21 protein-coding genes are annotated in these 22,738 nt (G+C 56.5%); 11 read left to right on the top strand and 10 right to left on the bottom strand.

Features of this window, described 5'->3' with window-relative positions:
* Positions 1 to 62 precede the first annotated feature (62 nt).
* Positions 63 to 1,643, top strand: a complete 1,581-nt coding sequence (gene guaA / locus N5J69_RS05290; protein ID WP_279768541.1) for a glutamine-hydrolyzing GMP synthase — start codon at positions 63 to 65, stop codon at positions 1,641 to 1,643.
* Positions 1,644 to 1,933: 290 nt separating this feature from the next.
* Positions 1,934 to 2,707, top strand: a complete 774-nt coding sequence (locus tag N5J69_RS05285) for a DUF3750 domain-containing protein (protein WP_279768540.1) — start codon at positions 1,934 to 1,936, stop codon at positions 2,705 to 2,707.
* Between the two features lie 32 nt (positions 2,708 to 2,739).
* Here N5J69_RS05285 and N5J69_RS05280 read toward each other — a convergent pair whose 3' ends face one another.
* Entirely contained in the window at positions 2,740 to 2,919 is a 180-nt protein-coding gene (locus N5J69_RS05280) for a DUF2158 domain-containing protein (RefSeq protein ID WP_279768538.1), read from the bottom strand.
* Positions 2,920 to 3,095: 176 nt separating this feature from the next.
* Between N5J69_RS05280 and N5J69_RS05275 the strand changes: the two genes are divergently transcribed.
* The gene (locus N5J69_RS05275) at positions 3,096 to 3,272 is read left to right on the top strand and encodes a hypothetical protein (protein WP_279768537.1); all 177 of its coding nucleotides are present in this window, start codon (positions 3,096 to 3,098) and stop codon (positions 3,270 to 3,272) included.
* Here the strand turns inward: N5J69_RS05275 and mgtE are convergent, their stop codons facing one another.
* From mgtE to ppk1, 5 genes are all read right to left on the bottom strand, one after another.
* Positions 3,273 to 4,706, bottom strand: coding sequence for a magnesium transporter (gene mgtE, locus N5J69_RS05270; protein WP_279768535.1), 1,434 nt, complete (start codon positions 4,704 to 4,706; stop codon positions 3,273 to 3,275).
* 122 nt (positions 4,707 to 4,828) lie between these two features.
* Complete coding sequence (locus tag N5J69_RS05265; protein WP_279768534.1) at positions 4,829 to 5,014, bottom strand: YfgG family protein; 186 nt, start codon at positions 5,012 to 5,014, stop codon at positions 4,829 to 4,831.
* Between the two features lie 101 nt (positions 5,015 to 5,115).
* On the bottom strand, positions 5,116 to 5,730 hold the full coding sequence (gene tehB / locus N5J69_RS05260) for a tellurite resistance methyltransferase TehB (RefSeq protein ID WP_279768533.1): 615 nt from the start codon (positions 5,728 to 5,730) through the stop codon (positions 5,116 to 5,118).
* A 41-nt stretch (positions 5,731 to 5,771) separates the two neighbouring features.
* On the bottom strand, positions 5,772 to 7,298 hold the full coding sequence (gene ppx, locus N5J69_RS05255; RefSeq protein ID WP_279768531.1) for an exopolyphosphatase: 1,527 nt from the start codon (positions 7,296 to 7,298) through the stop codon (positions 5,772 to 5,774).
* A gap of 5 nt (positions 7,299 to 7,303) precedes the next feature.
* Complete coding sequence (gene ppk1 / locus N5J69_RS05250; protein ID WP_279768529.1) at positions 7,304 to 9,364, bottom strand: polyphosphate kinase 1; 2,061 nt, start codon at positions 9,362 to 9,364, stop codon at positions 7,304 to 7,306.
* Between the two features lie 150 nt (positions 9,365 to 9,514).
* Between ppk1 and N5J69_RS05245 the strand changes: the two genes are divergently transcribed.
* From N5J69_RS05245 to pstB, 3 genes are read left to right on the top strand one after another with little or no spacing between them, the layout of a single operon-like run.
* Positions 9,515 to 11,602 (top strand): ABC transporter permease subunit, encoded by a 2,088-nt coding sequence (locus N5J69_RS05245; RefSeq protein ID WP_279768526.1) that lies wholly within the window; start codon positions 9,515 to 9,517, stop codon positions 11,600 to 11,602.
* The gene (gene pstA / locus N5J69_RS05240; RefSeq protein ID WP_279768524.1) at positions 11,599 to 13,233 is read left to right on the top strand and encodes a phosphate ABC transporter permease PstA; all 1,635 of its coding nucleotides are present in this window, start codon (positions 11,599 to 11,601) and stop codon (positions 13,231 to 13,233) included. The genes N5J69_RS05245 and pstA overlap by 4 nt, the downstream gene beginning before the upstream one ends.
* Before the next feature lie 6 nt (positions 13,234 to 13,239).
* On the top strand, positions 13,240 to 14,013 hold the full coding sequence (gene pstB, locus N5J69_RS05235) for a phosphate ABC transporter ATP-binding protein PstB (RefSeq protein WP_279768522.1): 774 nt from the start codon (positions 13,240 to 13,242) through the stop codon (positions 14,011 to 14,013).
* Between the two features lie 102 nt (positions 14,014 to 14,115).
* Here pstB and purN read toward each other — a convergent pair whose 3' ends face one another.
* Entirely contained in the window at positions 14,116 to 14,754 is a 639-nt protein-coding gene (gene purN, locus N5J69_RS05230) for a phosphoribosylglycinamide formyltransferase (RefSeq protein ID WP_279768520.1), read from the bottom strand.
* Entirely contained in the window at positions 14,751 to 15,791 is a 1,041-nt protein-coding gene (purM, locus tag N5J69_RS05225) for a phosphoribosylformylglycinamidine cyclo-ligase (protein ID WP_279768518.1), read from the bottom strand. Before purM ends, purN begins: the two co-directional genes overlap by 4 nt.
* Before the next feature lie 229 nt (positions 15,792 to 16,020).
* On the opposite strand from purM, the gene upp reads away from it, so the two are divergent.
* From upp to hda, 3 genes are all read left to right on the top strand, one after another.
* Entirely contained in the window at positions 16,021 to 16,647 is a 627-nt protein-coding gene (upp, locus tag N5J69_RS05220; RefSeq protein WP_009088774.1) for a uracil phosphoribosyltransferase, read from the top strand.
* 146 nt (positions 16,648 to 16,793) lie between these two features.
* Positions 16,794 to 18,077 carry a uracil permease gene (gene uraA, locus N5J69_RS05215; protein ID WP_279768720.1) on the top strand — a complete coding sequence of 428 codons (1,284 nt, stop codon included), beginning with the start codon at positions 16,794 to 16,796 and terminating at the stop codon, positions 18,075 to 18,077.
* A gap of 107 nt (positions 18,078 to 18,184) precedes the next feature.
* Entirely contained in the window at positions 18,185 to 18,886 is a 702-nt protein-coding gene (gene hda, locus N5J69_RS05210) for a DnaA inactivator Hda (protein ID WP_195719715.1), read from the top strand.
* Here the strand turns inward: hda and arsC are convergent.
* Both arsC and N5J69_RS05200 read right to left on the bottom strand, forming a co-directional pair.
* Positions 18,883 to 19,224: an arsenate reductase (glutaredoxin) gene (gene arsC, locus N5J69_RS05205; RefSeq protein WP_279768515.1), complete on the bottom strand. Its 342-nt coding sequence runs from the start codon at positions 19,222 to 19,224 to the stop codon at positions 18,883 to 18,885. The genes hda and arsC overlap by 4 nt on opposite strands.
* A gap of 33 nt (positions 19,225 to 19,257) precedes the next feature.
* Positions 19,258 to 20,721 (bottom strand): M48 family metallopeptidase, encoded by a 1,464-nt coding sequence (locus N5J69_RS05200; protein WP_279768513.1) that lies wholly within the window; start codon positions 20,719 to 20,721, stop codon positions 19,258 to 19,260.
* Positions 20,722 to 21,475: 754 nt separating this feature from the next.
* On the opposite strand from N5J69_RS05200, the gene N5J69_RS05195 reads away from it, so the two are divergent.
* Together N5J69_RS05195 and N5J69_RS05190 are read left to right on the top strand one after the other, a co-directional pair.
* Positions 21,476 to 22,081, top strand: coding sequence for a DsrE family protein (locus N5J69_RS05195; protein ID WP_279768512.1), 606 nt, complete (start codon positions 21,476 to 21,478; stop codon positions 22,079 to 22,081).
* Between the two features lie 31 nt (positions 22,082 to 22,112).
* Positions 22,113 to 22,721: a DsrE family protein gene (locus N5J69_RS05190; RefSeq protein ID WP_279768511.1), complete on the top strand. Its 609-nt coding sequence runs from the start codon at positions 22,113 to 22,115 to the stop codon at positions 22,719 to 22,721.
* Positions 22,722 to 22,738: the final 17 nt, after the last annotated feature.

The raw sequence follows: 22,738 nt of genomic DNA, 5'->3' as shown, positions 1-22,738 counted from the left end.
TTTCACGCCCGGCTTTAGCCGGGCGCTTTTATTGATCAAGTCACCGTTCTGGAAACCCCTCAATGACGACGGAAAATATCCATAAGCATCGCATTCTGATTCTCGATTTCGGCTCACAGTACACGCAGCTGGTCGCCCGCCGCGTGCGCGAACTTGGCGTTTACTGTGAACTCTGGGCATGGGATGTCACCGAAGAGCAGATCCGCCAGTTTAATCCAAGCGGCATCATCCTTTCCGGTGGCCCGGAAAGCACCACCGAACTGAACAGCCCGCGTGCACCTGAATATGTCTTTAACGCTGGCGTACCGGTGCTGGGTGTCTGCTACGGTATGCAGACCATGGCAATGCAGCTGGGCGGCACCGTTGCGGGCTCAAACGAACGTGAGTTCGGTTATGCGCAGGTTGAAGTGACGACGCCAAGCGCCCTGGTTCGCGACATCGAAGATGCGATCAGTGCCGCCGGTAAACCGCTGCTGGATGTCTGGATGAGCCACGGCGACAAGGTCACATCAATTCCGGCTGACTTCGTGACCGTTGCCAGCACCGAAACCTGTCCGTTCGCCATCATGGCTAACGAAGAGAAGCGTTTTTACGGCGTGCAGTTCCACCCGGAAGTTACCCATACCCGTCAGGGCCTGCGGATGCTTGAGCGCTTCATCATCGACATCTGTGAATGTGAAGCCCTGTGGACGCCTGCCAAAATCATCGAAGACGCCGTTGAACGCCTGCGTGAGCAGGTGGGTAACGACAAGGTGATCCTGGGTTTGTCAGGCGGCGTGGACTCCTCCGTGACCGCCATGCTGCTGCATCGCGCCATTGGCGACCGTCTGACCTGCGTGTTCGTGGATAACGGCCTGCTGCGTCTGAACGAAGCCCAGCAGGTTATGGACATGTTCGGTGACCACTTTGGTCTCAACATCATCCACGTACCGGCTGAGATGCGTTTCCTGGACGCGCTGGCGGGGATTGATGAACCTGAAGCCAAGCGTAAAACCATCGGTCGCGTGTTTGTGGAAGTCTTCGATGAAGAAGCGCTGAAACTGCAGGACGTGAAATGGCTGGCGCAGGGCACCATCTATCCGGACGTGATTGAGTCGGCGGCTTCTGCCACCGGTAAAGCGCACGTGATTAAATCACACCACAACGTGGGTGGCCTGCCGAAAGAGATGAAGATGGGCCTGGTTGAACCGCTGAAAGAGCTGTTCAAAGACGAAGTGCGTAAGATTGGTCTGGAGCTGGGCCTGCCGTACGACATGCTGTATCGCCATCCGTTCCCGGGACCGGGTCTGGGCGTGCGCGTGCTGGGCGAAGTGAAGAAAGAGTATTGCGACCTGCTGCGTCGTGCCGATGCTATCTTCATCGAAGAGCTGCATAAAGCGGATCTCTACAACAAAGTCAGCCAGGCGTTTACCGTCTTCCTGCCGGTGCGTTCGGTGGGTGTGATGGGCGATGGCCGTAAATATGACTGGGTTGTTTCGCTGCGTGCGGTCGAAACCATCGACTTTATGACCGCTCACTGGGCGCACCTGCCTTATGATTTCCTGGGCCGCGTCTCTAACCGCATCATCAATGAAGTCGACGGCATTTCCCGCGTGGTGTATGACATCAGCGGTAAGCCACCGGCAACGATTGAGTGGGAGTAAACCGGTTCGCGCCGATTAAACCCTGATGCTCAAAAAGCCCGCTTCCAGCGGGTTTTTTTATTGCCTGAACCATACGCAGATGTGCCGTTTTAACCTTTCAGCACATCCGGGTTGCCATCTGGCGGTTTTCTGTTCACTTTGCCGAAAATTGCGTTATTCTCCCTGCAGTAAAAGCCTGCACGTCACTTCAGCTGTGTCCCGCTTTCACCGATGTATCTCAACGCCGCCGCTTACTGAAACTGCCTGCTAACCCGGCCTTGTGTAATTCTTACGTCACCAGGAATGTTGTCATGCTCTCACTTAAAGTGTTCAGCCTGTTTTTTGTTGCCGTGCTGCTGTTGTCGCTGGGTGCCAGCATCGCGCAGGCAACGCGTCACAGCGAAACCGCACAGCCAGGGGGCTGGGCGACTGCCCGGCGTGATTCGGCGGGCATCGCGCCCGATCCGCGTGCGTTGTACAATCTGGCAATTGTGCAGGTCTATGCCGCGCCGACCTATGGCTGGAAAGGGGCGGTAGCGGTGCATCCGTGGATTATCTTCAAGCGTGCCGGTGAAACACGCTACACGCGCTACGAAGTGATTAGCTGGGGCAGTGGTGATAAGGTCCGGCGCAACACCAATCTGCCGGATGGCTACTGGTATGGTGCAAAACCCAGACTGCTGGTGGACCACCGTGGACCGGAAGCCGAAGCGATGATTCCGCAGATAGAAGCTGCCATAAAATCCTATCCGTGGCCGACCACCTACCGCGCCTGGCCAGGACCGAACAGCAACACCTTCCTGGCGCACATTGGCCGCGAAGTCCCGGCGTTAAAGCTGGACCTGCCCGCGAATGCGCTGGGCAAAGATTACCGGCCTCTGTGGCGTCCGGTCGGGCTGCCGCCATCCGGGCGGGGAATGCAGGTGTCGATTCTGGGTGTAGCGGGCGTGACACTGGGGGCAGAAGAGGGATTTGAAGTGAACCTGCTGGGTCTGAACATGGGACTCGATTTTACGCCGTTCCGGCTGCGTCTGCCGTTTATCGGTGGCCTGGGCAACGACAATCTTCAGAAGGACAAGCCCTGACGGTCTGGCCCCGTTAACGGGGCCGTTTTGCCTCAGCACACGCCGAAGTCACCCTCTTCATGATAGAGATTGACGCTCTCTGCCTTCGCTTCGATCTCTTTCTTCGCCGCATCATCAACGCGTGCGCACCACAGGGTGTCGCCTTCCACACGCAACACCTGCATTTTAGGGCCGCCGGTTTTCGACTGAACAAAATCCTCTGCTTTAAACATATTGCCTCCATTAATTATCGTTACTGCTGCCGATCGTTTTTTGCGTGACGTTTTACAGTTTATACCCTGATTGTTTTACTGCGAGAAAACGTCTTCGCATGCTGAACCACATTGAGGAATAGTCATTGAGTTGTCAGTTGACAACGTACATGTTCGGCGTCAGCTCAGGGGCATATATGGCAAGGAAGCGGCATCCTGGTAAAGAGATCGAGATGGCGTTACGTTACGCCGAATCCTACGGCTGGCGGCGGGGACCGGAGGCCATCATGCCTGTGGCCACCCGTGAGCTGGCGCGGGTGACGCGCCAGCACAATCTTCACGGATCGCTGCAACGTTACGGTCTTCACGCCTGATCAGTGTGGCAGCAGGAAGATCGTTGCCAGTCCCAGGAAGATAAAGAAGCCGCCGGTATCGGTCAACGCGGTGATCAATACGCTGGAGCCAACAGCCGGATCGCGCTTCATTTTGGTCATCACCAGCGGCACCAGCACGCCCATCAGCGCCGCCAGCAGCAGGTTTAGCGCCATCGCCAGCATCATGACGCCACCCAGCGCCATATTGTCATACATTAGCCAGGTAATGCCGCCCATGATGCCCCCCCAGAACAGGCCGTTGATCAGCGCCACGCCCAGTTCACGGACAATCAGAAATGAGAAGTTACCCGGTTCAACCTGATGCAAGGCCAGCGCGCGCACAATCATGGTGATGGTCTGATTCCCGGTATTGCCGCCGATGCCCGCGACAATCGGCATCAGTGTGGCCAGGGCAACGATCTGCGAAATCGTCCCTTCGAACAGTCCGATAACCCGTGAGGCGACAAAGGCGGTGCAGAGATTAATGGCCAGCCAGGCCCAGCGCTTACGCACCGACTTGCGTACCGGCGCGAAAACATCCTCTTCCTGACTGATACCGCCCATTTTACGAATGTTGCTTTCGTTTTCGGCATTCACCAGGTCGATGATGTCCTCAATGGTTATACGACCAATCAGTTTACCCTTTGCGTCGGTGACGGCGGCCGAAATCAGGTTATAACGCTCAAAGGCACTGGCGGCGTCTTCGGCTTTATCGTTGAGCTGGAAGGTGGTAGGGCGGGCGTTCATGACGTCGCTTACCAGGGTTTTGGGTTTATTAAGCAGGATATCCGTCAGCATCAGCTCGCCCAGCAGCTGATTATCATTGTTGGTGATAAAAATTTTATCGGTTCCGCCCGGCATACTTTTGCGCTTGCGCAGAAAACGCTGAACCGTCGCCAGCGTGACATCGTCGCGCACCGTCAGGATATTAAAATCCATTACCCGGCCCACGCGATCGCGGTCGATCTGCACCATGCTCAGCATACGGGCGCGTAAGCCTGGCTCCACCGTCGCCAGCAGGCGTCCGGTCAGGTCACGTGGCAGATAACGCGCCAGCCAGACCTGATCGTCGATATCCAGCGGCTGAATAGCGCTCAGGATATCGCGGTCGCTCATCTCTTCGGTAAGGCTGGCCCAGACCGTTTCAGAGGCTTCAACCAGGACATGACCGCGCCGCTCGTTTGGCACCAGCCGCCACAGCGCCTGACGCTCCTCTTCGGGCAGGGCTTCGAGAATATCCGCAAGGTCAGCGGCGTGCAGTTGCAGAATGTCCTGTTCCAGCGCATCACGCTGGATCGCATTTTCACGTTGCTGTTCAGGATTGAGATCGCCGGATTTTTCCAGCAGAGCATCAACCAGATCGTGCTCGTTGAGCAGCAGCGTCAGAATGCGATGACGTATTTCACTTAAACGTTGAGTGTGAGAGGCAGACATATTGGATCCCTTTAGTCTGAAAGCACCAGCACGAAGTGTAGCGTTTCGCCTGAAAAAGGGATGCAAAAAAGAGTCCAGCTGTCTGGATAACGCTTAATTTTCAGGCGAAAAGTCAGTGTTCGTTAGCGCGTATCACCTGTTGAAATGGCAACCGGCTCAGGAATGGCTTTCTGTTGCTGATGATGCTCGAAGGCTGCGGGCAGGATAAAAATCAGGCGACTAAACAGAATGATAAAACTGATCAGCAGCACAATGCGGGTCATGGTGCTGGTTTTTTGACGTCTTCGGGGAGAAATAGCGCTGTTCACGCGGGGTGGTTCCTGTAATGACCCCATCAGGGGCGACTGCAATATTTAGTCACAGTCTCCTGATGAAATCAATCGCTGTAGAAAAAAACAGCAGATAAAGATCAGTAACTCGCTTTTTGCGCCAGCAGCGTAGCGAAGCGGCAGGTAATACGGTTGCCATTTTCATCGGTGCGATGCAGCTGGCCGGGATGCTCGTTGTATTTCACGATGTGCCAGTTGCGGTAATAGTGGCTCAGCTCGCCCGACTTAAACGCAAAGGCAAAATCAGCCGGGCAGGGCATATCGTCCGTGTTCATCGCCGCCACAATCAGGTTGAAACCATCCCTGACCGTACAGGCCTGCATGTCCGCAATCAGCTGTGGAATGGTCTGCGGTTGCAAAAACATCATCACTACGGTCGACAGCACAAAATTAAAGCCGCCATTGAAGCGCGTGTTGTTCAGGTCGCGCTGCTCAGTGTGAATGCCACTGAGGTTTTCCTGCGCAATAATATCCTGCAGGCGCGCCAGACTTTGCGGATTATGATCCCATGCCGTGACGTCAAAGCCGTGCTGGTTCAGAAACAGCGTATTGCGCCCTGCGCCACAGCCGAGATCCAGCGCCTTGCCGACGCTGAGCTTGGGCAGAGCGGCAACCACTTCAGAGTGGGGCGGCGTCAGGCCATAGGTTTCGGCGAAATAGTTTTCGCCTGAAAGCGGTGCGGTTGGTTGTGTCATATTCTTCAATTCAGTTAAACGGGCGCCAGGCGCCCGGATTGTCAGACTTCTTCTTCGAGGATCAGCTTCCATCCCGTAACGTCGTTCCAGTAAATCTGCTCACGTTCCAGATCGAGCTGAACCAGATTGTTCTGCGTGAAGTAGCCTGCCGGGAAAATCAGCGTCCAGTGGCCGTCATCGCATTTCAGGGTTAACGTATCCGGACGCGTGGTGGCCTGACGCTGATTGTTCAGCAGGGTACCCAGGCGCAGCAGGAAAATCAGCGGCACAAACTGCTTTTTCTTGAACAGCGTGACGCGCGGCAACTCATCAAGCTTCACCGCTTTGCGATGGAATCTGACCAGCGCCGCCAGCAGCATCTGCTGATCCTGATTGAAGCCCGGCAGGTTGGTGTTTTGCAGGATATAGGCTGAGTGACGTTGCAGACCGCTGTGATTGATCGTCAGGCCCACTTCGTGCAGCATCGCCGCCCATTTCAGCAGTGCCGCCAGCTGAGGATTCGCCAGTTTCGGGTTCTGCTCGCGCCATTGCAGATAGAGCTGCTCGGTCGTTTCCAGCACGCGACGTGCCTGATCGCTGTCAATGGCGTAATGATTCGCCAGACTTTGTGCTGTCCGGCTACGAATGTCCTGATGGCGGAAACGGCCCTCCATCTCATAGAGCACGCCTTCACGCAGCGCACCATCGGAGAGGCGCAGCTCGCGAATCGCCAGCGCATCGAAAACGCCACACAGAATTGCCAGTCCGGGTACAAACACGCCTTTACGCTCTTCTGACAGGCCCGGCAGGCTGAGGGCCGCAAACGATTTGTGTTTCATCACCTCGTCATAAAGCTTTTCGAGGCGCTCTGGCGTAATCAGCTTCTCTTTCTCATCCATTGCCTGCAGCACTTCGCAGGCAGCTTTGATGGTGCCGGACGCGCCCAGCGCATATTGCCAGCCGTGCAGCCGATATTGCCATGCCAGCGTTTCCAGTTTCTGCGCCGCTGCCAGACGGGCGCGACGGAAGTTTTCCCGGCTGATTTCTCCTTTCGGGAAATAGAGCTGGGCGAAACTGACGCAACCCATGCGCCGGCTTTCAACCAGTTGCGGTTCAAAATCCTCGCCAATCACCAGTTCGGTGGAGCCGCCGCCGATGTCGATCACCAGCTTGCGTCCTTTTTCCGGCTGCGTATGTTCAACGCCCATAAAGATCAGACGCGCCTCTTCATGGCCGGAAATCACCTCAATCGGATAGGGGATCACCTCAGCAGCACGCTGCAGGAAGGTTTCGGCGTTAACCGCCTCGCGCAGCGTATGCGTACCGACAATGGTCACATTGCTGGGACTGAACCCCTGCAGGCGTTCGGCAAACAGAGCCAGGCAGGCTAAGCCGCGTTCCATCGCCTCTTCGCTAAGGTTGTGTTGAGCATCCAGCCCGTCAGCCAGATGGACGCGCTGTTTAAGGCGGCCCAGTACCTGCATCGCACCATCGACGACCCGCGCAATCACCATATGGAAACTGTTCGAGCCCAGGTCAATCGCCGCAAACTCCTGGGGTTTTGGCGTACTTTTATGAGAAATTGGCATAGGATTTATTCAGGTTGTTCCAGTTTCTTGATGTAATCATAAATGGCCAGCTGCGAGCGCACTTTACGACGGTTGCCGCGCTGGACGTAATGGTTACTCAACTCTTTATCGACGATGCGGGCTTTTACCGTATCACTCAACTGAATAGCAATAATGTCGAGTATGCGCTGCCGGATGTGGGGATCGAGAATCGCCACGGCCACTTCGATGCGGTAATCAATGTTACGGGTCATCCAGTCAGCGGAGGAGAGGAACACCTTCTTATCGCCGCCATTCTCAAAAATATAGACGCGATCGTGTTCCAGATACCGGTCAACAATACTGATGACACGAATATTTTCACTGATCCCCGGCAGATCGGGGATTAATGAGCACATTCCGCGCACCAGAAGATTGACCTTCACCCCTACGCTGGAGGCTGTATAAAGCCGATCTACCAGACCTTTGTCCACCAGATTGTTGATTTTCAGAGTAATACCGCTGGGCCGGTTCTGCTGGGCATTGGCAATTTCCGTGTCGATCAGTTCATAGAGCATCCGGCGTGAGTTCTGTGGCGACACCATCAGGTGATCGAACGTCACAGGCCGATACGGATTCTCAATAAAGTTGAAGACCCGGCGCACTTCATTGGTGATGCGCGCATCTGCGGTCAGCAACGAGTAGTCGGTATAGAGCCGTGCGGTTTTCTCGTTGAAGTTACCGGTGCCGATATGCGCGTAGCGCACGATCTCTTCACCTTCGCGGCGTGAGATCAGGAACAGCTTGGCGTGAATTTTCAGGCCCGGCGCGGAGAAAATGACGTGCACGCCCGCTTCGGTCAGGCGTTTTGCCCAGTAAATATTGGCTTCTTCATCAAAGCGCGCCTGCAGTTCTACCACCACCGTGACTTTTTTACCGTTATAGGCGGCATGAATCATCGCATCCATGATGCGGGAGTGTTTAGCCACGCGGTAGATGTTGATTTTGATCGCCAGCACGCTGGGGTCAAACGACGCCTGACGCAGCAGTTCCAGCACGTGCTCAAAGGTGTGGTACGGATAGTAGAGCAGCACGTCGCGGTCGCGAATCGCATCAAACCCGTTGCGGAAGCCATCAAAACCGATGTGGCGAATCTGCGGCAGCGGGCGGTTAACAAGGTTGTTTTTACCGACGTTCGGGAAGCCGATAAAGTCTTTGAAGTTGTGATAGCGCCCGCCCGGCAGGATCGAGTCAAAGTTGGAAATCGAGAGCTTGTGGCACAACAGCTCAACCATCGCCTCCGGCATGTCGCGCTGATAGACAAAACGCACCGGTTCAGCCGTCAGTCGCTGCTTCAGACTGGAGGACATCAGCTCCAGCAGGCTCGACTCCATCTCCGTCACCAGATCGTACTCGGCGTCACGCGTCATTTTCATTGAATAGGCGTTAAGCGCGTCGTAGTCATAGAAGCCTTTGAAAATATCATCCAGGCAATAACGCAATATGTTATCCAGCAGAATCATCGGCTTACGGCGGCGCGGGGGCTCTGCCGGTAAATTGATGAAGCGCGGCACCTTATCGGACGGGATCTCCAGAAGCGCATAACGGATATCGTCACCCCGGATAATCTCTACCGCCAGGTAGGTGTAATCATCTTTCAGGAATTCGGTCAGGTCAGTTTCATGGGTGATCAGAATCGGGGAGATGTGCTGACGCAGTTCATGTTTAAAGTAGTGGCGCAGCCACGCCTGCTGATTGGGTGACAGCTGGCGTTCGTTGATCAGGAAGATCTGGTTGCGTGCCATCTCCAGCAGCAGGTCGTTATAAAGAGCATCAAACTCCTGATCGGACTTCATCACCCGCTGCTGAATTTTCTTAAACAGATGGCGTGGCGTACTGGCGGAACCCTGCTCTTCACCAATCAGAATGCGGCGTTTGAGGTCGGCGAAACGCACTTTATAGAATTCGTCGAGATTGTTGGAGTAGATGCCCAGAAAGCGCATCCGCTCAATCAGTGGATTGCTTTTGTCCGCTGCTTCCTGCAAAACCCGTTCATTAAAGGATAACCAGCTTAATTCTTTTTCAATATAAAGCTTTACCTGACCCATTCTCACTCCATTTAGCGGTTGCAGGACTGAAGATCCAGTATCCACCAACATTATGGCGAGAGTATGGCAGCGTTGTCCAACGCCAGGAGTTGTCATATCAATCGGCTACGGGCAACATAGCGGCTTATTTTCGCCTGCTACCGGAACCGCATGAGCGCAAACCACATTCCTGTTCAATTCAGCGATCGTAAGCGTCGTGCCGTTGATCGTCTGACGCGGCGGCTGATCACCTGCTGTGGCGTCGCGATCCTGCTGCTGATGCTGCTGCTGTTCTGCTGGCTGATTGGCGTGGTATTACCGCTGTTTAATGCCCCTGGCCTGCAAATCACGGCCAGCCAGCAGCTCTGGGATCGTACGCCTGCCTTAGCGATAGGCAATCAGGGCAATACCGGCTGGCGTATCAGCGTACACGGTGCAGCACGATTTATTCCGCTTGATGGTCAGCCTGCGGAACCGGCGCTGGCGCTGACGCCCGCTCCCGAGGAGGTCGTGCAGAGTGCTGATGGGCAGACGCTGCTTCTGAATATGCAGGGGGCGCTGACACTGATGCAGCCCACGACCGATCGGCAGTGGCGTTTCCCGCTGGGCGATAAACCGTTCCATCTGCCCGCTGGCGCAGTGACAAAGATGGCACTGGCGACGCGTCAGGCGGGACAGTGGCGCATTGCCGCACTCACAGAGGCCGGACTCCAGGTGCTGACGCTCGGCACCGATCGTCAGGCCTCTGTTATTTCGCTTCCGCAACGCCAGCTTGATTTGCTGGCGCTCTCACCGTCCGGCGATCTGCTCTACACCACCGAAGGTAATCTGCTGCGGGTCTGGCAACTCGACGAAGACCGTGCGCTGCTGCGCGAAACTCACACCCTGTCGCAGCCCCCACAAAGTCTGCATCTGCTGGTGGGCGGCAAAAGCCTGCTGATTCAGGATCGCCGTGGCGTCACGCAGTGGTTTGCTATCGCCAGCGAGCAGGGGCCGCGCCTGCAGCGAATCCGCACCTTTGCGCACAGCGACGATGAGGCACTGCTGGTGACAGAATCACAACGCCGGGTGTTTGCCACCCTCAGTAAGCAGGGGATGCTGCGGCTGTTCGCCAGCAAGCAGACGGGCCCGATACTGCAGCGTCAGCTGGAACCCGGCATTGTGCAGGCGCAGTTTTCACCCCATGGCGACAGCCTGCTGATTGAGCGGGCGGGAAGCTGGCAGACCCTGCGGCTCGATAATCCGTGGCCGGACGTCACCTGGCGCAATTTCTGGCAGAAAATCTGGTATGAGAACTATCCGGGGCCAGACTGGGTCTGGCAATCGACCGCCGCCGGTGACAGCTATCAGGCCAAATTCAGCCTGATGCCGATGGTGACGGGCACGCTGAAAGCGGCCAGTTTAGCGCTGCTGTTTGCCACACCGCTGGCGCTGGCTGCGGCGATGTACACCGCGTGGTTCATGGCACCGGGTCTGCGACGCTGGGTTAAACCGGCAATTGAGATGATGGGCGCGCTGCCGAGCGTGGTGGTGGGGCTGATTGCCGGAATCTGGCTCGCACCACATATTGGTCAGGCGCTGGTGGGGGTACTGCTGCTGCCGCTGACGCTGGCGGGCGCGCTGCTGCTGTGTGGCGTCTTCAGCACGCGTTTACCGCCGCGCTGGCGTCAGCCGGGCCGAGAGGTGCTGATTCTGCTGCCGCTGTTACTGCTGGTCACGCTGCTGACGCTGTGGCTGCCTGTGCTGTTTATACCGGATGCGGGCGACTGGCTGCCCCATTATGAGCAGCGCAATCTGCTGGTGGCGGCGCTGGCAATGGGTTTTGCGCTGGTGCCGCTGATCTTCACCCTCTCTGAAGATGCGCTGTTCAGCGTGCCCGCAGCGCTGGGGCAGGGTTCACTGGCACTGGGTGCGACCCCGTGGCAAACCCTGACCCGCGTTGTGCTGCCGGGTGCCTCTGCCGGTATTTTTGCCGCCCTGATGATCGGTCTGGGACGTGCCGTAGGAGAAACCATGATTTTGCTGATGGCGACCGGCAATACACCGCAAAGTGAAGGAGGCCTGTTTAGTGGTCTTCGCGCGTTGTCCGCCAACATCGCCATTGAGATGCCGGAAGCGGCAGCGGGCAGTGCGCACTATCGCGCGCTGTTTCTCAGCGCCCTGATGCTGCTGCTGTTTACGCTGGTGATTAACACGGTTGCCGAGCTGATCCGCCAGCGGCTGCGTCAGCGTTACAGCCAGCACGAGGAGCAGGCATGAAGGCGATGCGACAAAACGATCGCTGGCGCTGGTTAACTGCCGGTGCGGTTGCGGTGTGCCTGCTGGCTTTTACGCTGCTGATTGGCTTACTGGCGTGGCAGGGCGTGCGCGCTTTCTGGCCGCAGCGCGTTGATCTCTACACCTTCAGCCAGCCTGAAGGCGGTGAAACGCGCCTGCTGGGTGAAACCCTGGTGCATCAGCGGCATTTTCCGGCACCGGCCGATGAACAGGGGAACAGCGGCGGTTCGGTGAACCGCTATCTGATTAAAACCGGTAATCGTGACTGGGACGCACCCGATTTCCGTGTGGTCTACAGCCGTGCGGCGGCGCAGGTCAGTCAGCCCAGGGACGTCATGGTGCTGCAGCGGCGCAGCCACGGTCAGGCCTATGGCTGGTTTGTCGGCCTGCGTGAAGATAACGAAGAGCTGACGGCGAAGAATCCCGATGCGCTGCTGCATCAGCGGCTTGGTCAGGTTCAGATGCTGGTGCGGCAGGCAAACCAGATTCGCCGGGTGGATATGGCGCGCCTCACCCGCCAGCGTGAAGAACTCGATGAGCAGGCGGCCACCAACCGTGCCGCCGGGCGTTTTGATCTGCAGGCAGAATCAGAATATCAGGCGAATCAGGCAGCCTTACAGCGCCGCTTTGATCAGCTGAGTGAGACACTGGCCGCGTTGCAACTGCAGAGTCAGCGCGACCTGTTAATTCTGCGGGATGTGCAGGGCACGAAGCATGCGATCCCGCTGACCGAAATTGTGGACAGCTGGAAGCCGAACGCGATGACGCTGACCAGCAGGATGCTGCATTTTGGGCATCAGCTGTGGCGTTTTGTCAGTGATTCGCCCGCCGGAGGCGAAAGTGAATCCGGTGCGTTCCCCGCGATTTTTGGCACCGTGCTGATGGTGCTGATTATGTCGGTGGTGGTGATGCCGCTGGGCGTTGTCGCCGCGATCTGGCTGCATGAATATGCCGGACGTAATGCGCTGACCAGGCTGGTGCGCATTGCGGTGGTCAATCTGGCAGGCGTTCCCTCCATCGTGTATGGCGTATTTGGTCTGGGCTTCTTTGTCTGGCTGGTGGGTGGTTCTCTTGACCAGCTCTTTTTCGCCAGTGCGCTGCCCAATCCCACCTTTGGAACGCCCGGTTTGCTGTGGGCATCCCTGACCCTGGCCTTACTGACGCTGCCGGTGGTGATTGTGGCGACCGAAGAGGGCTTATCGCGTATTCCCAACAGCCTGCGGCAGGGATCGCTGGCGCTGGGCGCGACCCAGGCGGAAACGCTGTGGCACGTGGTGCTGCCGATGGCGGTGCCAGCCATGCTCACCGGCCTGATCCTGGCGGTGGCACGTGCCGCTGGTGAAACCGCGCCGCTGATGCTGGTCGGCGTAGTAAAAATGGTGCCGGAACTGCCGGTCGACGCGGTGTTTCCTTATCTGCATCTGGATCGCAAGTTTATGCATCTGGGTTTCCAGATTTACGATCTGGCGTTTCAGAGTCCGAATATTGAAGCTGACCGGCCGCTGGTGTTCGCTACCGCGCTGCTGCTGGTGCTGATTATTCTGTCGCTTAATCTGCTGGCGATGGGCCTGCGTCACCGTCTGCGTGAACGCTATCGCCTTATGACTCAATAACAGGCTATGACTATGACGTCCGACACGGATATCGCGCTGACCGTTAACCATCTGTCGCTATGGTATGGCGAGCGCCAGGCGCTGCAGGAGATTTCGCTGCAGGTGCCGAAAAACAGGATTACCGCCCTGATTGGCCCCTCGGGCTGTGGCAAATCGACGCTGCTGCGCTGCTTTAATCGCATGAATGACGTGATTGATCACTGCCGGGTAGAGGGGGACGTGTTGCTGGGATCGCTGCCGATCCTGCGGCCCGAACAGGATCTCTCGGCGCTGCGCCGTCGCGTTGGTATGGTATTTCAGCGGCCTAATCCCTTTCCAAAATCGATCTATGAAAATGTGGTCTACGGATTACGTTTGCAGGGTGTGCGGGACAGACGGGTGCTGAACGAAGCCTGTGAACGGGCGCTGCGCGCCGCCGCGCTGTGGGGTGAGGTGAAAGATCAGCTGTCGCAGAATGCGCTGACGCTCTCCACCGGCCAGCAGCAGCGGCTGGTGATTGCCCGCGCCATTGCGATTGAGCCGGAGGTCCTGCTGCTGGATGAGCCGACTTCTGCGCTCGACCCCATCTCCACGCTGGTCATTGAAGAGCTGATGACCACGCTGAAGCAGCATTTCACGCTGGTGCTGGTGACGCACAACATGCAGCAGGCCTCCCGCGTGTCCGATTACACTGCGTTTATGCATCAGGGCGCGTTAGTGGAGTTTGATGAGACCGATCGTATCTTTACCGCGCCAAAACAGCGCCGGACCGAAGATTATATTACGGGGCGTTACGGCTGAATCAGCGTCGGGAAAGGGCCGGTCTGCAGGGATATCACACCGGCCCCCATCGCTTTACGTTTGTCAGCCGTCTGAGGGAAATTCCTGACAGCTTACCGTGCGTCAGTCGTTAGCATAGCCCTGCGGCGGCAGCGGTTCGCCATCTAGCCAGGCTTTACCGTCGCGCATCACTAGCCTGCCTTCAACAAACCAGTCGATGACCAGCGGATAGATGGCGTGCTCCTGATGCTGCACCCGCTCCGTGATCTCCGCCTCGCTGTCGTCGGCAAAAATCGGGACTTTGGCCTGCAGGATCACCGGCCCGCCATCCAGTTCGTCCGTCACGAAATGCACCGAGGTGCCATGCTCGCTGTCGCCATTCTCCAGCGCCTGACGGTGCGTATGCAGACCCGGATATTTCGGCAGCAGGGAAGGGTGAATATTCAGCAGGCGGTCGTGAAAATGGGTCACGAACGCGCTGCTGAGAATGCGCATGTACCCTGCCAGCACAATCAGGTCCGGGCTGTATGCTTCGATTTCAGTGATGAGCTGGCGATCAAAGGCGTCACGATCAGCGAAGTCGCTGGCGGCAAGGGCGTGGGCAGGAATCCCCGCCTCCTGCGCCCGTGTCAGGCCGTACGCGGCAGCGCGGTTGCTGAACACGGCAGCGACGCTGCCGTGAATCCGCCCGCTTGCGCAGGCGTCAAGGATGGACTGAAGGTTACTTCCGTTACCGGAAATCAGTACAACCAGCTTTTTCATCCGTTGATGACCACACGCTCTTCTGCATCCGACGCTTTGATCACGCCGAGCTTCCAGGCCTTCTCACCGGCGGCTTCCATCAGCGCAATCGCCTTATCCGCGTCGGCCGGGCTGAGGGCGATGACCATGCCGACGCCACAGTTAAAGGTGCGGTACATCTCGAAACGGCTGACGTTGCCCGCCTGCTGTAACCAGCTGAAGACGGCCGGCCACTGCCAGCTCTTCTCGTCAATCACCGCCTGGGTGTTGTCGGGCAGTACACGCGGGATATTCTCCCAGAAACCGCCGCCGGTCAGGTGTGCGATAGCGTGCACATCGACCTGCTCAATCAGGCTCAGGATATTTTTCACGTAGATGCGGGTCGGTTCCAGCAGGTGATCGGCCAGCGGTTTGCCTTCGAGCTGTTCAGCCAGCGGATCGGTGTTGCTGACTTCCAGAATTTTGCGCACCAGCGAATAGCCGTTGGAGTGCGGGCCGCTGGAGCCGAGGGCAATCAGTACGTCGCCGTCCTGCACTTTGCTGCCATCAATAATTTCTGACTTTTCCACCACGCCGACACAGAAACCCGCCACGTCGTAATCTTCGCCGTGATACATACCTGGCATCTCAGCGGTTTCACCGCCCACCAGTGCACAGCCTGACTGCAGACAGCCTTCGGCGATGCCGGTGATCACCGCAGAGGCAGTTTCCACATCCAGTTTGCCGGTGGCGTAGTAGTCCAGGAAGAACAGCGGCTCGGCACCCTGAACCACCAGGTCGTTCACGCACATCGCGACCAGGTCAACTCCGATGGCATCGTGGCGTTTGAGATCCATCGCCAGACGCAGCTTGGTGCCCACGCCATCGGTGCCGGAGACCAGCACAGGTTCACGGTATTTTTGCGGCAGCGCGCAAAGCGCACCAAAACCGCCCAGTCCACCCATCACTTCCGGGCGACGCGTCTTTTTCACTACGCCTTTAATACGGTCAACCAGAGCGTTACCAGCATCAATATCAACACCGGCGTCTTTGTAACTGAGAGAGGTTTTGTCGGTCACTGCGAGGTCCCCACGCGAGTTGCGGTTGGTGGTTTAAAATAAAGCGCGGCAATTCTATCAGTGCAGGCAAACGTTTGCGAGTCCGGGATTACGCATCGGGCTAATTTCATTAATCCTCTCTTTTTCCCGGTAAAACCCGCGGCTTTGCGCAAGAGCAGGTGGCGCAGCGCGGAAAAGGCGGTATAATCCCGCGATTTTTTTTAGCTCAACTCATTCCGGGAGAACACCAATGAAGATCGTGGAAGTCAGACACCCGCTGGTCAAACATAAACTGGGCCTGATGCGTGAGCATGATATCAGTACAAAGCGTTTTCGCGAGCTGGCTTCTGAAGTGGGCAGCCTGCTGACCTACGAAGCGACCGCCGATCTGGAAACAGAGCGCGTCACCATTGAGGGCTGGAACGGCCCGGTAGAGATCGATCAGATCAAAGGCAAAAAAATCACGGTGGTCCCGATTCTGCGTGCCGGTCTTGGCATGATGGAAGGGGTACTGGAGCACGTTCCCAGCGCCCGTATCAGCGTGGTGGGTGTTTACCGTGATGAAGAGACACTGGAGCCGGTGCCCTATTTCCAGAAGCTGGTCTCTAACATTGAAGAGCGCCTGGCGCTGGTGGTCGATCCGATGCTGGCAACCGGCGGTTCCATGATTGCCACCATCGACCTGCTGAAGAAAGCGGGCTGCACCAGCATCAAAGTTCTGGTTCTGGTTGCCGCGCCAGAAGGGATTGCCGCGCTGGAGAAAGCGCACCCTGACGTTGAGCTTTACACCGCGTCCGTGGATCAGGGACTGAACGAAAAGGGATACATTATTCCCGGCCTCGGCGATGCCGGGGACAAGATTTTCGGAACCAAATAAATCGCACAGCCGACCAGAGAGTCGGCTTTTTTTTAACAAAAATAACGCCCCGAACGGATTGGCTCTGCCACAAGGCGCATCAGCGTGCCCGCTGCTGTGCCCGGAAGCGCGCATCCACGGGGAGATAAAATATAAGGGGATAAATGATGACTCGCCGCGCCATTGGTGTCAGTGAACGGCCACCGTTACTGCAAACCATTCCACTCAGCCTGCAACACCTGTTCGCCATGTTCGGTGCCACGGTGCTGGTCCCGATTCTGTTCCACATCAATCCGGCGACGGTGCTGTTGTTTAATGGCATCGGCACACTGATTTATCTTTTTATCTGTAAAGGTAAAATTCCCGCCTACCTCGGTTCCAGTTTTGCCTTTATCTCGCCGGTGCTGCTGTTGCTGCCGCTGGGTTATGAGGTCGCGCTGGGCGGATTTATCCTGTGCGGCGTGCTGTTCTGTATTGTGGCGCTGATTGTAAAACGTGCGGGCACCGGCTGGCTCGACGTGATGTTTCCGCCAGCGGCGATGGGGGCAATTGTCGCCGTCATCGGTCTGGAGCTGGCGGGTGTGGCCGCCAATATGGCTGGCCTGCTGCCTGCTGAAGGCAGTGCGCCCGACAGCAAAACCGTGCTGATTTCGCTGGTCACGCTGGCGGTAACCGTCTTCGGTTCCGTGCTGTTCCGTGGTTTCCTTGCGATCATCCCGATTCTGGTCGGCGTGGTGGCGGGGTATCTGCTTTCTGCGTTTATGGGCATCGTCGACTGGAGTGGCGTAGTAAAAGCCCCCTGGTTTGCGCTGCCAACCTTCTATACGCCGCGCTTTGAATGGGTAGCGATGCTGACGATTCTCCCTGCCGCGCTGGTGGTGATTGCCGAGCATATCGGGCATCTGGTGGTCACGGCCAACATCGTGAAGAAAGATCTGATTCGCGACCCTGGCCTGCATCGCTCAATGTTTGCTAACGGCTTATCCACGGTCATCTCCGGCTTCTTTGGGTCAACGCCAAACACCACCTACGGTGAAAACATCGGTGTGATGGCGATAACCCGCGTCTACAGCACCTGGGTGATTGGCGGCGCAGCGATTCTGGCCATTCTGCTCTCCTGCGTCGGTAAACTGGCGGCGGTGATTCAGGCGATTCCGGTGCCGGTTATGGGCGGCGTGTCGCTGCTGCTGTACGGGGTCATTGGCGCATCCGGTATTCGCGTGTTGATCGAATCCAAAGTGGATTACAACAAAGCGCAGAACCTGATCCTCACCTCGGTGATCCTGATCATCGGCGTCAGCGGTGCGAAGGTGCATATCGGCGCGGCGGAGCTGAAAGGCATGGCGCTGGCGACGATCGTGGGTGTCGGACTGGCGCTGATCTTCCGTGTGATCTCGCTGTTGCGTCCGGAAGAAGTGGTGCTGGAGGCTGAAGAACCGCACGAGCGGTGATCGCAGCGAGCGTTGCCGGATCGGGGCAGGGACGCCCCATTCATCTCTTTCCGAAAACTGTGGTAGACTTCCCCCGATTTTTTGCTTGTTCTCTTGCTGAGGTGCTTCTGAACACGCCGGCACAATTGTCATTGCCACTCTATTTACCTGACGATGAAACCTTCTCGAGCTTCTGGCCGGGGGAAAACCCGTCGCTGATTGCCGCGCTGAAAGGTGCTCTCAACCAACAACATGGCAGCTATCTTTACTTCTGGTCACGCGAAGGCGGCGGCCGGAGCCATTTGCTGCACGCCGCGTGTGCCGAAATGTCCGCACGCAGCGAAGCGGTCGGTTACGTTCCGCTGGATAAACGCACCTGGTTTGTCCCGGAGGTGCTGGAAGGGATGGAGCAGCTGTCACTGGTTTGCATCGATAACATCGAGTGCATTGCGGGTGAACCGGAGTGGGAAATGGCGATCTTCGATCTCTATAACCGTATTCTGGAAACCGGCAACACGCGCCTGTTTATTACCGGCGATCGTCCGCCACGCCAGCTCAATCTGCAACTGCCCGATCTCGCCTCGCGCCTGGACTGGGGGCAGATTTATCGCCTGCAGCCTCTCTCCGACGAAGACAAATTACAGGCGCTGCAACTGCGCGCCGGATTACGCGGCTTTGAGCTGCCGGAAGATGTGGGGCGCTTCCTGCTGAAACGACTGGACCGGGAAATGCGCACGCTGTTTGATACGCTGGATCGGCTTGATCGCGCCTCAATCAGCGCGCAGCGTAAACTTACCATTCCCTTTGTTAAAGAGACGCTCGGCCTTTAAAGAATGTCGAGCACGGCTTCTGGCGGACGTCCGATCCGCGCCTTGTCGGCATTGATCACAATCGGCCTTTCAATCAGTGCCGGATGTTTCACCATCGCATCCAGCAGCGCACTTTCGTTTTTGTCGCCGAGTGCCAGCTCACTGTACATCGCCTCTTTGGTGCGCATCAGCTGACGTGCGCTCTGCATGCCCAGCTTCTGCAGCAGAATTTGCAGCGTCTCGCGATCGGGCGGCGTTTGCAGATAGAGCACTACGTCCGGCTCAATTCCGCGGGCGGTCAGCAGCGCCAGCGTCTCGCGGCTCTTGCTGCAGCGCGGGTTGTGGTAAATCGTCACCATTTCAGACTCCTGTTTTACGGGTGGCGCAGGTGCTCAGCCTTTCTGATATTGCTTAAAGCGCTGCTGTAACTGGCGCAGCTGGTCGATACGGGCATCGTAGCGTGCCTGTTTCAGACTGCCGAGTGGCACCTGTGCGCTGGCGCTGCTCAGGGTGGTAATCGCCTGATCAAGCTGTCCATTCAGCGCCAGACTCTCTGCCCGCGCCGATAACTCTTCGTCAGTCAGTCCCTGCTGCGCAGACGCCTGTGCCAGCAAATCCCAGCCGTTAGGATCCTCTTTGTTGGCCCAGGTGTAGCGGTTCAGAATACGACGGGCATTGGCATACTGCTTCGCTTCCACGTAGGCATTCGCCAGGTTGAGCTGCACCACCGGGCTGTTTTTTGCACCGGTGGCGGCAGTGAGCAGGGTAATCGCCTGTTGTGGCTGGTTCAGGCCGATATCGATGTCCGACATGATATCCAGGAACCAGACATTGTTGGGTTGCCTGGCCAGAAGTGGCGTGACAATCCGCTTCGCATCGGCATAACTTTTCGCCTGTAAAAACTGCACCGCTTTGCCATATTGTGACGCCAGCTGCTCACGGGCATTGCCGCTGGCGTACTGACTCAGCAGTTCGTCGGTGAGCTGATTACGCCCGGTGGCGTACATTCCCAGCGCACGCACCTTCGCCAGGTAAAATTCTTCAGTGGACTGAACGACCACCGGACGCATCTGGTTGGCGCGGTTGCGGGCATCCGCCAGACGGCTGTCGGGCAGGGGGTGCGTCAGCAGAATTTCCGGGGGTTTCGACGAGAAGCGGCTCTGGTCGGCCAGTTTTTGCAGGAAATTGGGCATTGCCTGGGGATCGAACCCGGCGCGCTGCAGTACCTGAATCCCGATGCGGTCAGCCTCCTGCTCATTGCCCTGTGTGAAGCTGATCATTCCCTGTTGCGTTCCTGCCAGGGTGCCGGTCAGTGCGGCCATGCCCGCCTGCGGACTGGCCATCGCCAGCAGTATTGAGCCCAGCGCACCGACCCAGGTCAGCGGTGCATTACGCTTCTGATCTTCCATTGCGCGCGCCAGATGGCGCTGGGTAACGTGCGAAATTTCATGCGCCATCACTGACGCCAGCTGACTTTCATTTTCGGTAAAGCGGAACAGCGCCGAGTGCAGCACCACATTGCCACCAAAGAAGGCAAAGGCGTTGAGCTCATCGTTCTGAATCAGAAAGAAGTGAAACGGCGTTTTTACGGCGTCAGCGTGCGAGACCAGTCGCTGTCCCAGCTGATTAATGTACTGATTGAGCAGCGGATCGTTGATTAGCGGCGCACTGGCGCGCAGCTGGCGCACATAGAAGTCGCCCATCTGCAGTTCCTGATTAATCGACAGCGTCGAACCGGCCGTGGTGCCAATATCGGGAAGTGCATCACTGATATCGGCGTTCGCCGGTGTCAGTGTCGTGAAAATGAGCGTCGGAAGGAGCGCGGCGATCAGCGTTTTCTTTAACCGGTTCAACATGCCTTAATCCTGTAGAGAGGCCCTGAAAATGGACAGGTGCGCAGCGGAGATGTTCCATTTTTCGCAGATAACGACGGTTCGTGACTATCTTAACCAGAGCATCAAAAGAAAGAAATGTCGTTTTCGGGTCAGTGCCTGCGGTAATTTGTGCAAGATCGCAGTTTTTGGCGAAAAAAACTGAATATCATTTTTCCTTAAACCGCAGTTAAACGAATAAAAATGCGCGCGGTTTTACCGGAACAGCGAGCAACTAAGTTGCCCTTTATCTTATCATTCCCGTCGCGCTTCGATGGAATAAAGCAGAATCTGCTACCGGAGGTCTGAAGCAGGAAGCGTTATTTTTTTAAAGTTATGTAAATTCGCTCAAAAAAACTGAATATGGCACGTGTTTTTCCAGGTCTACTCTGAAAAAATCCGCTACCCAGAGCCAAAAAACGTCCCGCCGTGATTGATAAATCCAATCGTCATCCCTGTACTGATTTTTCTCATTCCAGTTATGCCTGGCTGTTATTTTATTTCGTGAACTTTACAGAAAAAGCGTAAACCGCAGTTTGTCAGATCCACCTCTGCTAAGAATCTTATTCCGGTATGATGAAAGTTTTCGATTAATTATCACAATGAATAATTTCATCAGTTATTAACGGCGCGTTGACCTGAATTTACAGAGGCGAGAATTACGTCCGCGCTGTGATATAGATAGCCGACCTGATTCAGCCCTGAATCTGACAGACATTATTTGCCGGAGAGAAGTGTTATGCGTTCAGTTGTTTCATACGCGTTAATCGCCGTTATTGGCGGTGTCGTGGGTGCGGCTGTCACACAGAGTGGCGATATTTACGACAAAGTGACACGCCATTTTGCCACTGAGCCACAGGAAGCCCCTGGATTCTGGAGTACCCCGGCGATTGAAGGCTACGGCAAAATACATTACGAGCCTGATGCCGCGTTTAAACCGGTGGCGGGCCTGAGCAACAAAATTGTTTTCCAGATTACCCGAAGCGACGGCGCAATGACCGCACCGAATCTGGGACTGGAACGCGTGGCGCGCGTGGTGAATCTCTATATCGCCTCAGGCATTCCGGCCGACCAGCTGAAGTTTGTGGTCTCGGTCACCGGCGACGCGACGCCCGCCATGCTGGATAACGCCCATTTCAGACAGTTTTATGGCATCGAAAATCCAAACCTGAAGCTGATTAATGCGCTGAATCAGGCGGGAGTGACAGTCTCGGTCTGCGATCAGTCTGTGGCCTTCCATCACTATCCGAATAACTGGATTGATAAATCAGTGGTACATGCGCTTTCCAGTCCGACCACGGTATCGACCCTGCAAAACCAGGGATACGCGTGGCTGGCAATGTAATTGATGTTTTAAACGATCGGGAGAAGAGTGAATGCGTCCAGCAGCATTAGTGGTGATGGCAGCGGTAGCGGGATTTATTGGGGGCAATGTTTTACAGTTGCCGGAATTAGTCGATAAGGTCAGCGGCAAAATGGCAGATAATAAAGCTGAGCCTGCTGATTTCTGGAGTACGCCAGCGATTGAAGGCTACGGCAAAATACATTATGTCGATACGCCTGCATTTAAACCCGGCACCACAGCGGGTCTGAGTAATAAAATTGTTTTCCAGATTAACCGCAATGAAGGCGATATTCGTAAGCCGAATCTCGGTCTGGAGCGCGTAGCGCGTGTTACCAATCTCTACTATGCGGCGGGTGTGCCACTCGACCAGCTGAAATTTGTGGTGTCGATTAACGGCGACGCAGTTTCATCAGCGCTGAATAATGACCAGTTCAGCAAAGCTTACGGCGTTGATAACCCGAACCTGAAGCTGATCAGCGAGCTGAAAAAAGCGGGCGTTCAGGTCACCATCTGCGACCAGTCCGTGGCGTTTCATCAGCTCGATCGCAACTGGATTGACCCGATGGTCACACACACCATCTCCAGCGGCACCACCGTTGCCACCCTGGAAAACAGCGGTTACGCCTTCCTGATGCTGTAATTCCCCGACAGCGGCGT

Origin of the sequence: Pantoea sp. GD03673 (assembly GCF_029844725.1) — a bacterium.
Lineage (GTDB): Bacteria > Pseudomonadota > Gammaproteobacteria > Enterobacterales > Enterobacteriaceae > Pantoea.
The sequence above is the reverse complement of the archived record's forward strand: the minus strand, read 5'-3'. Positions and strand labels throughout refer to the sequence as shown.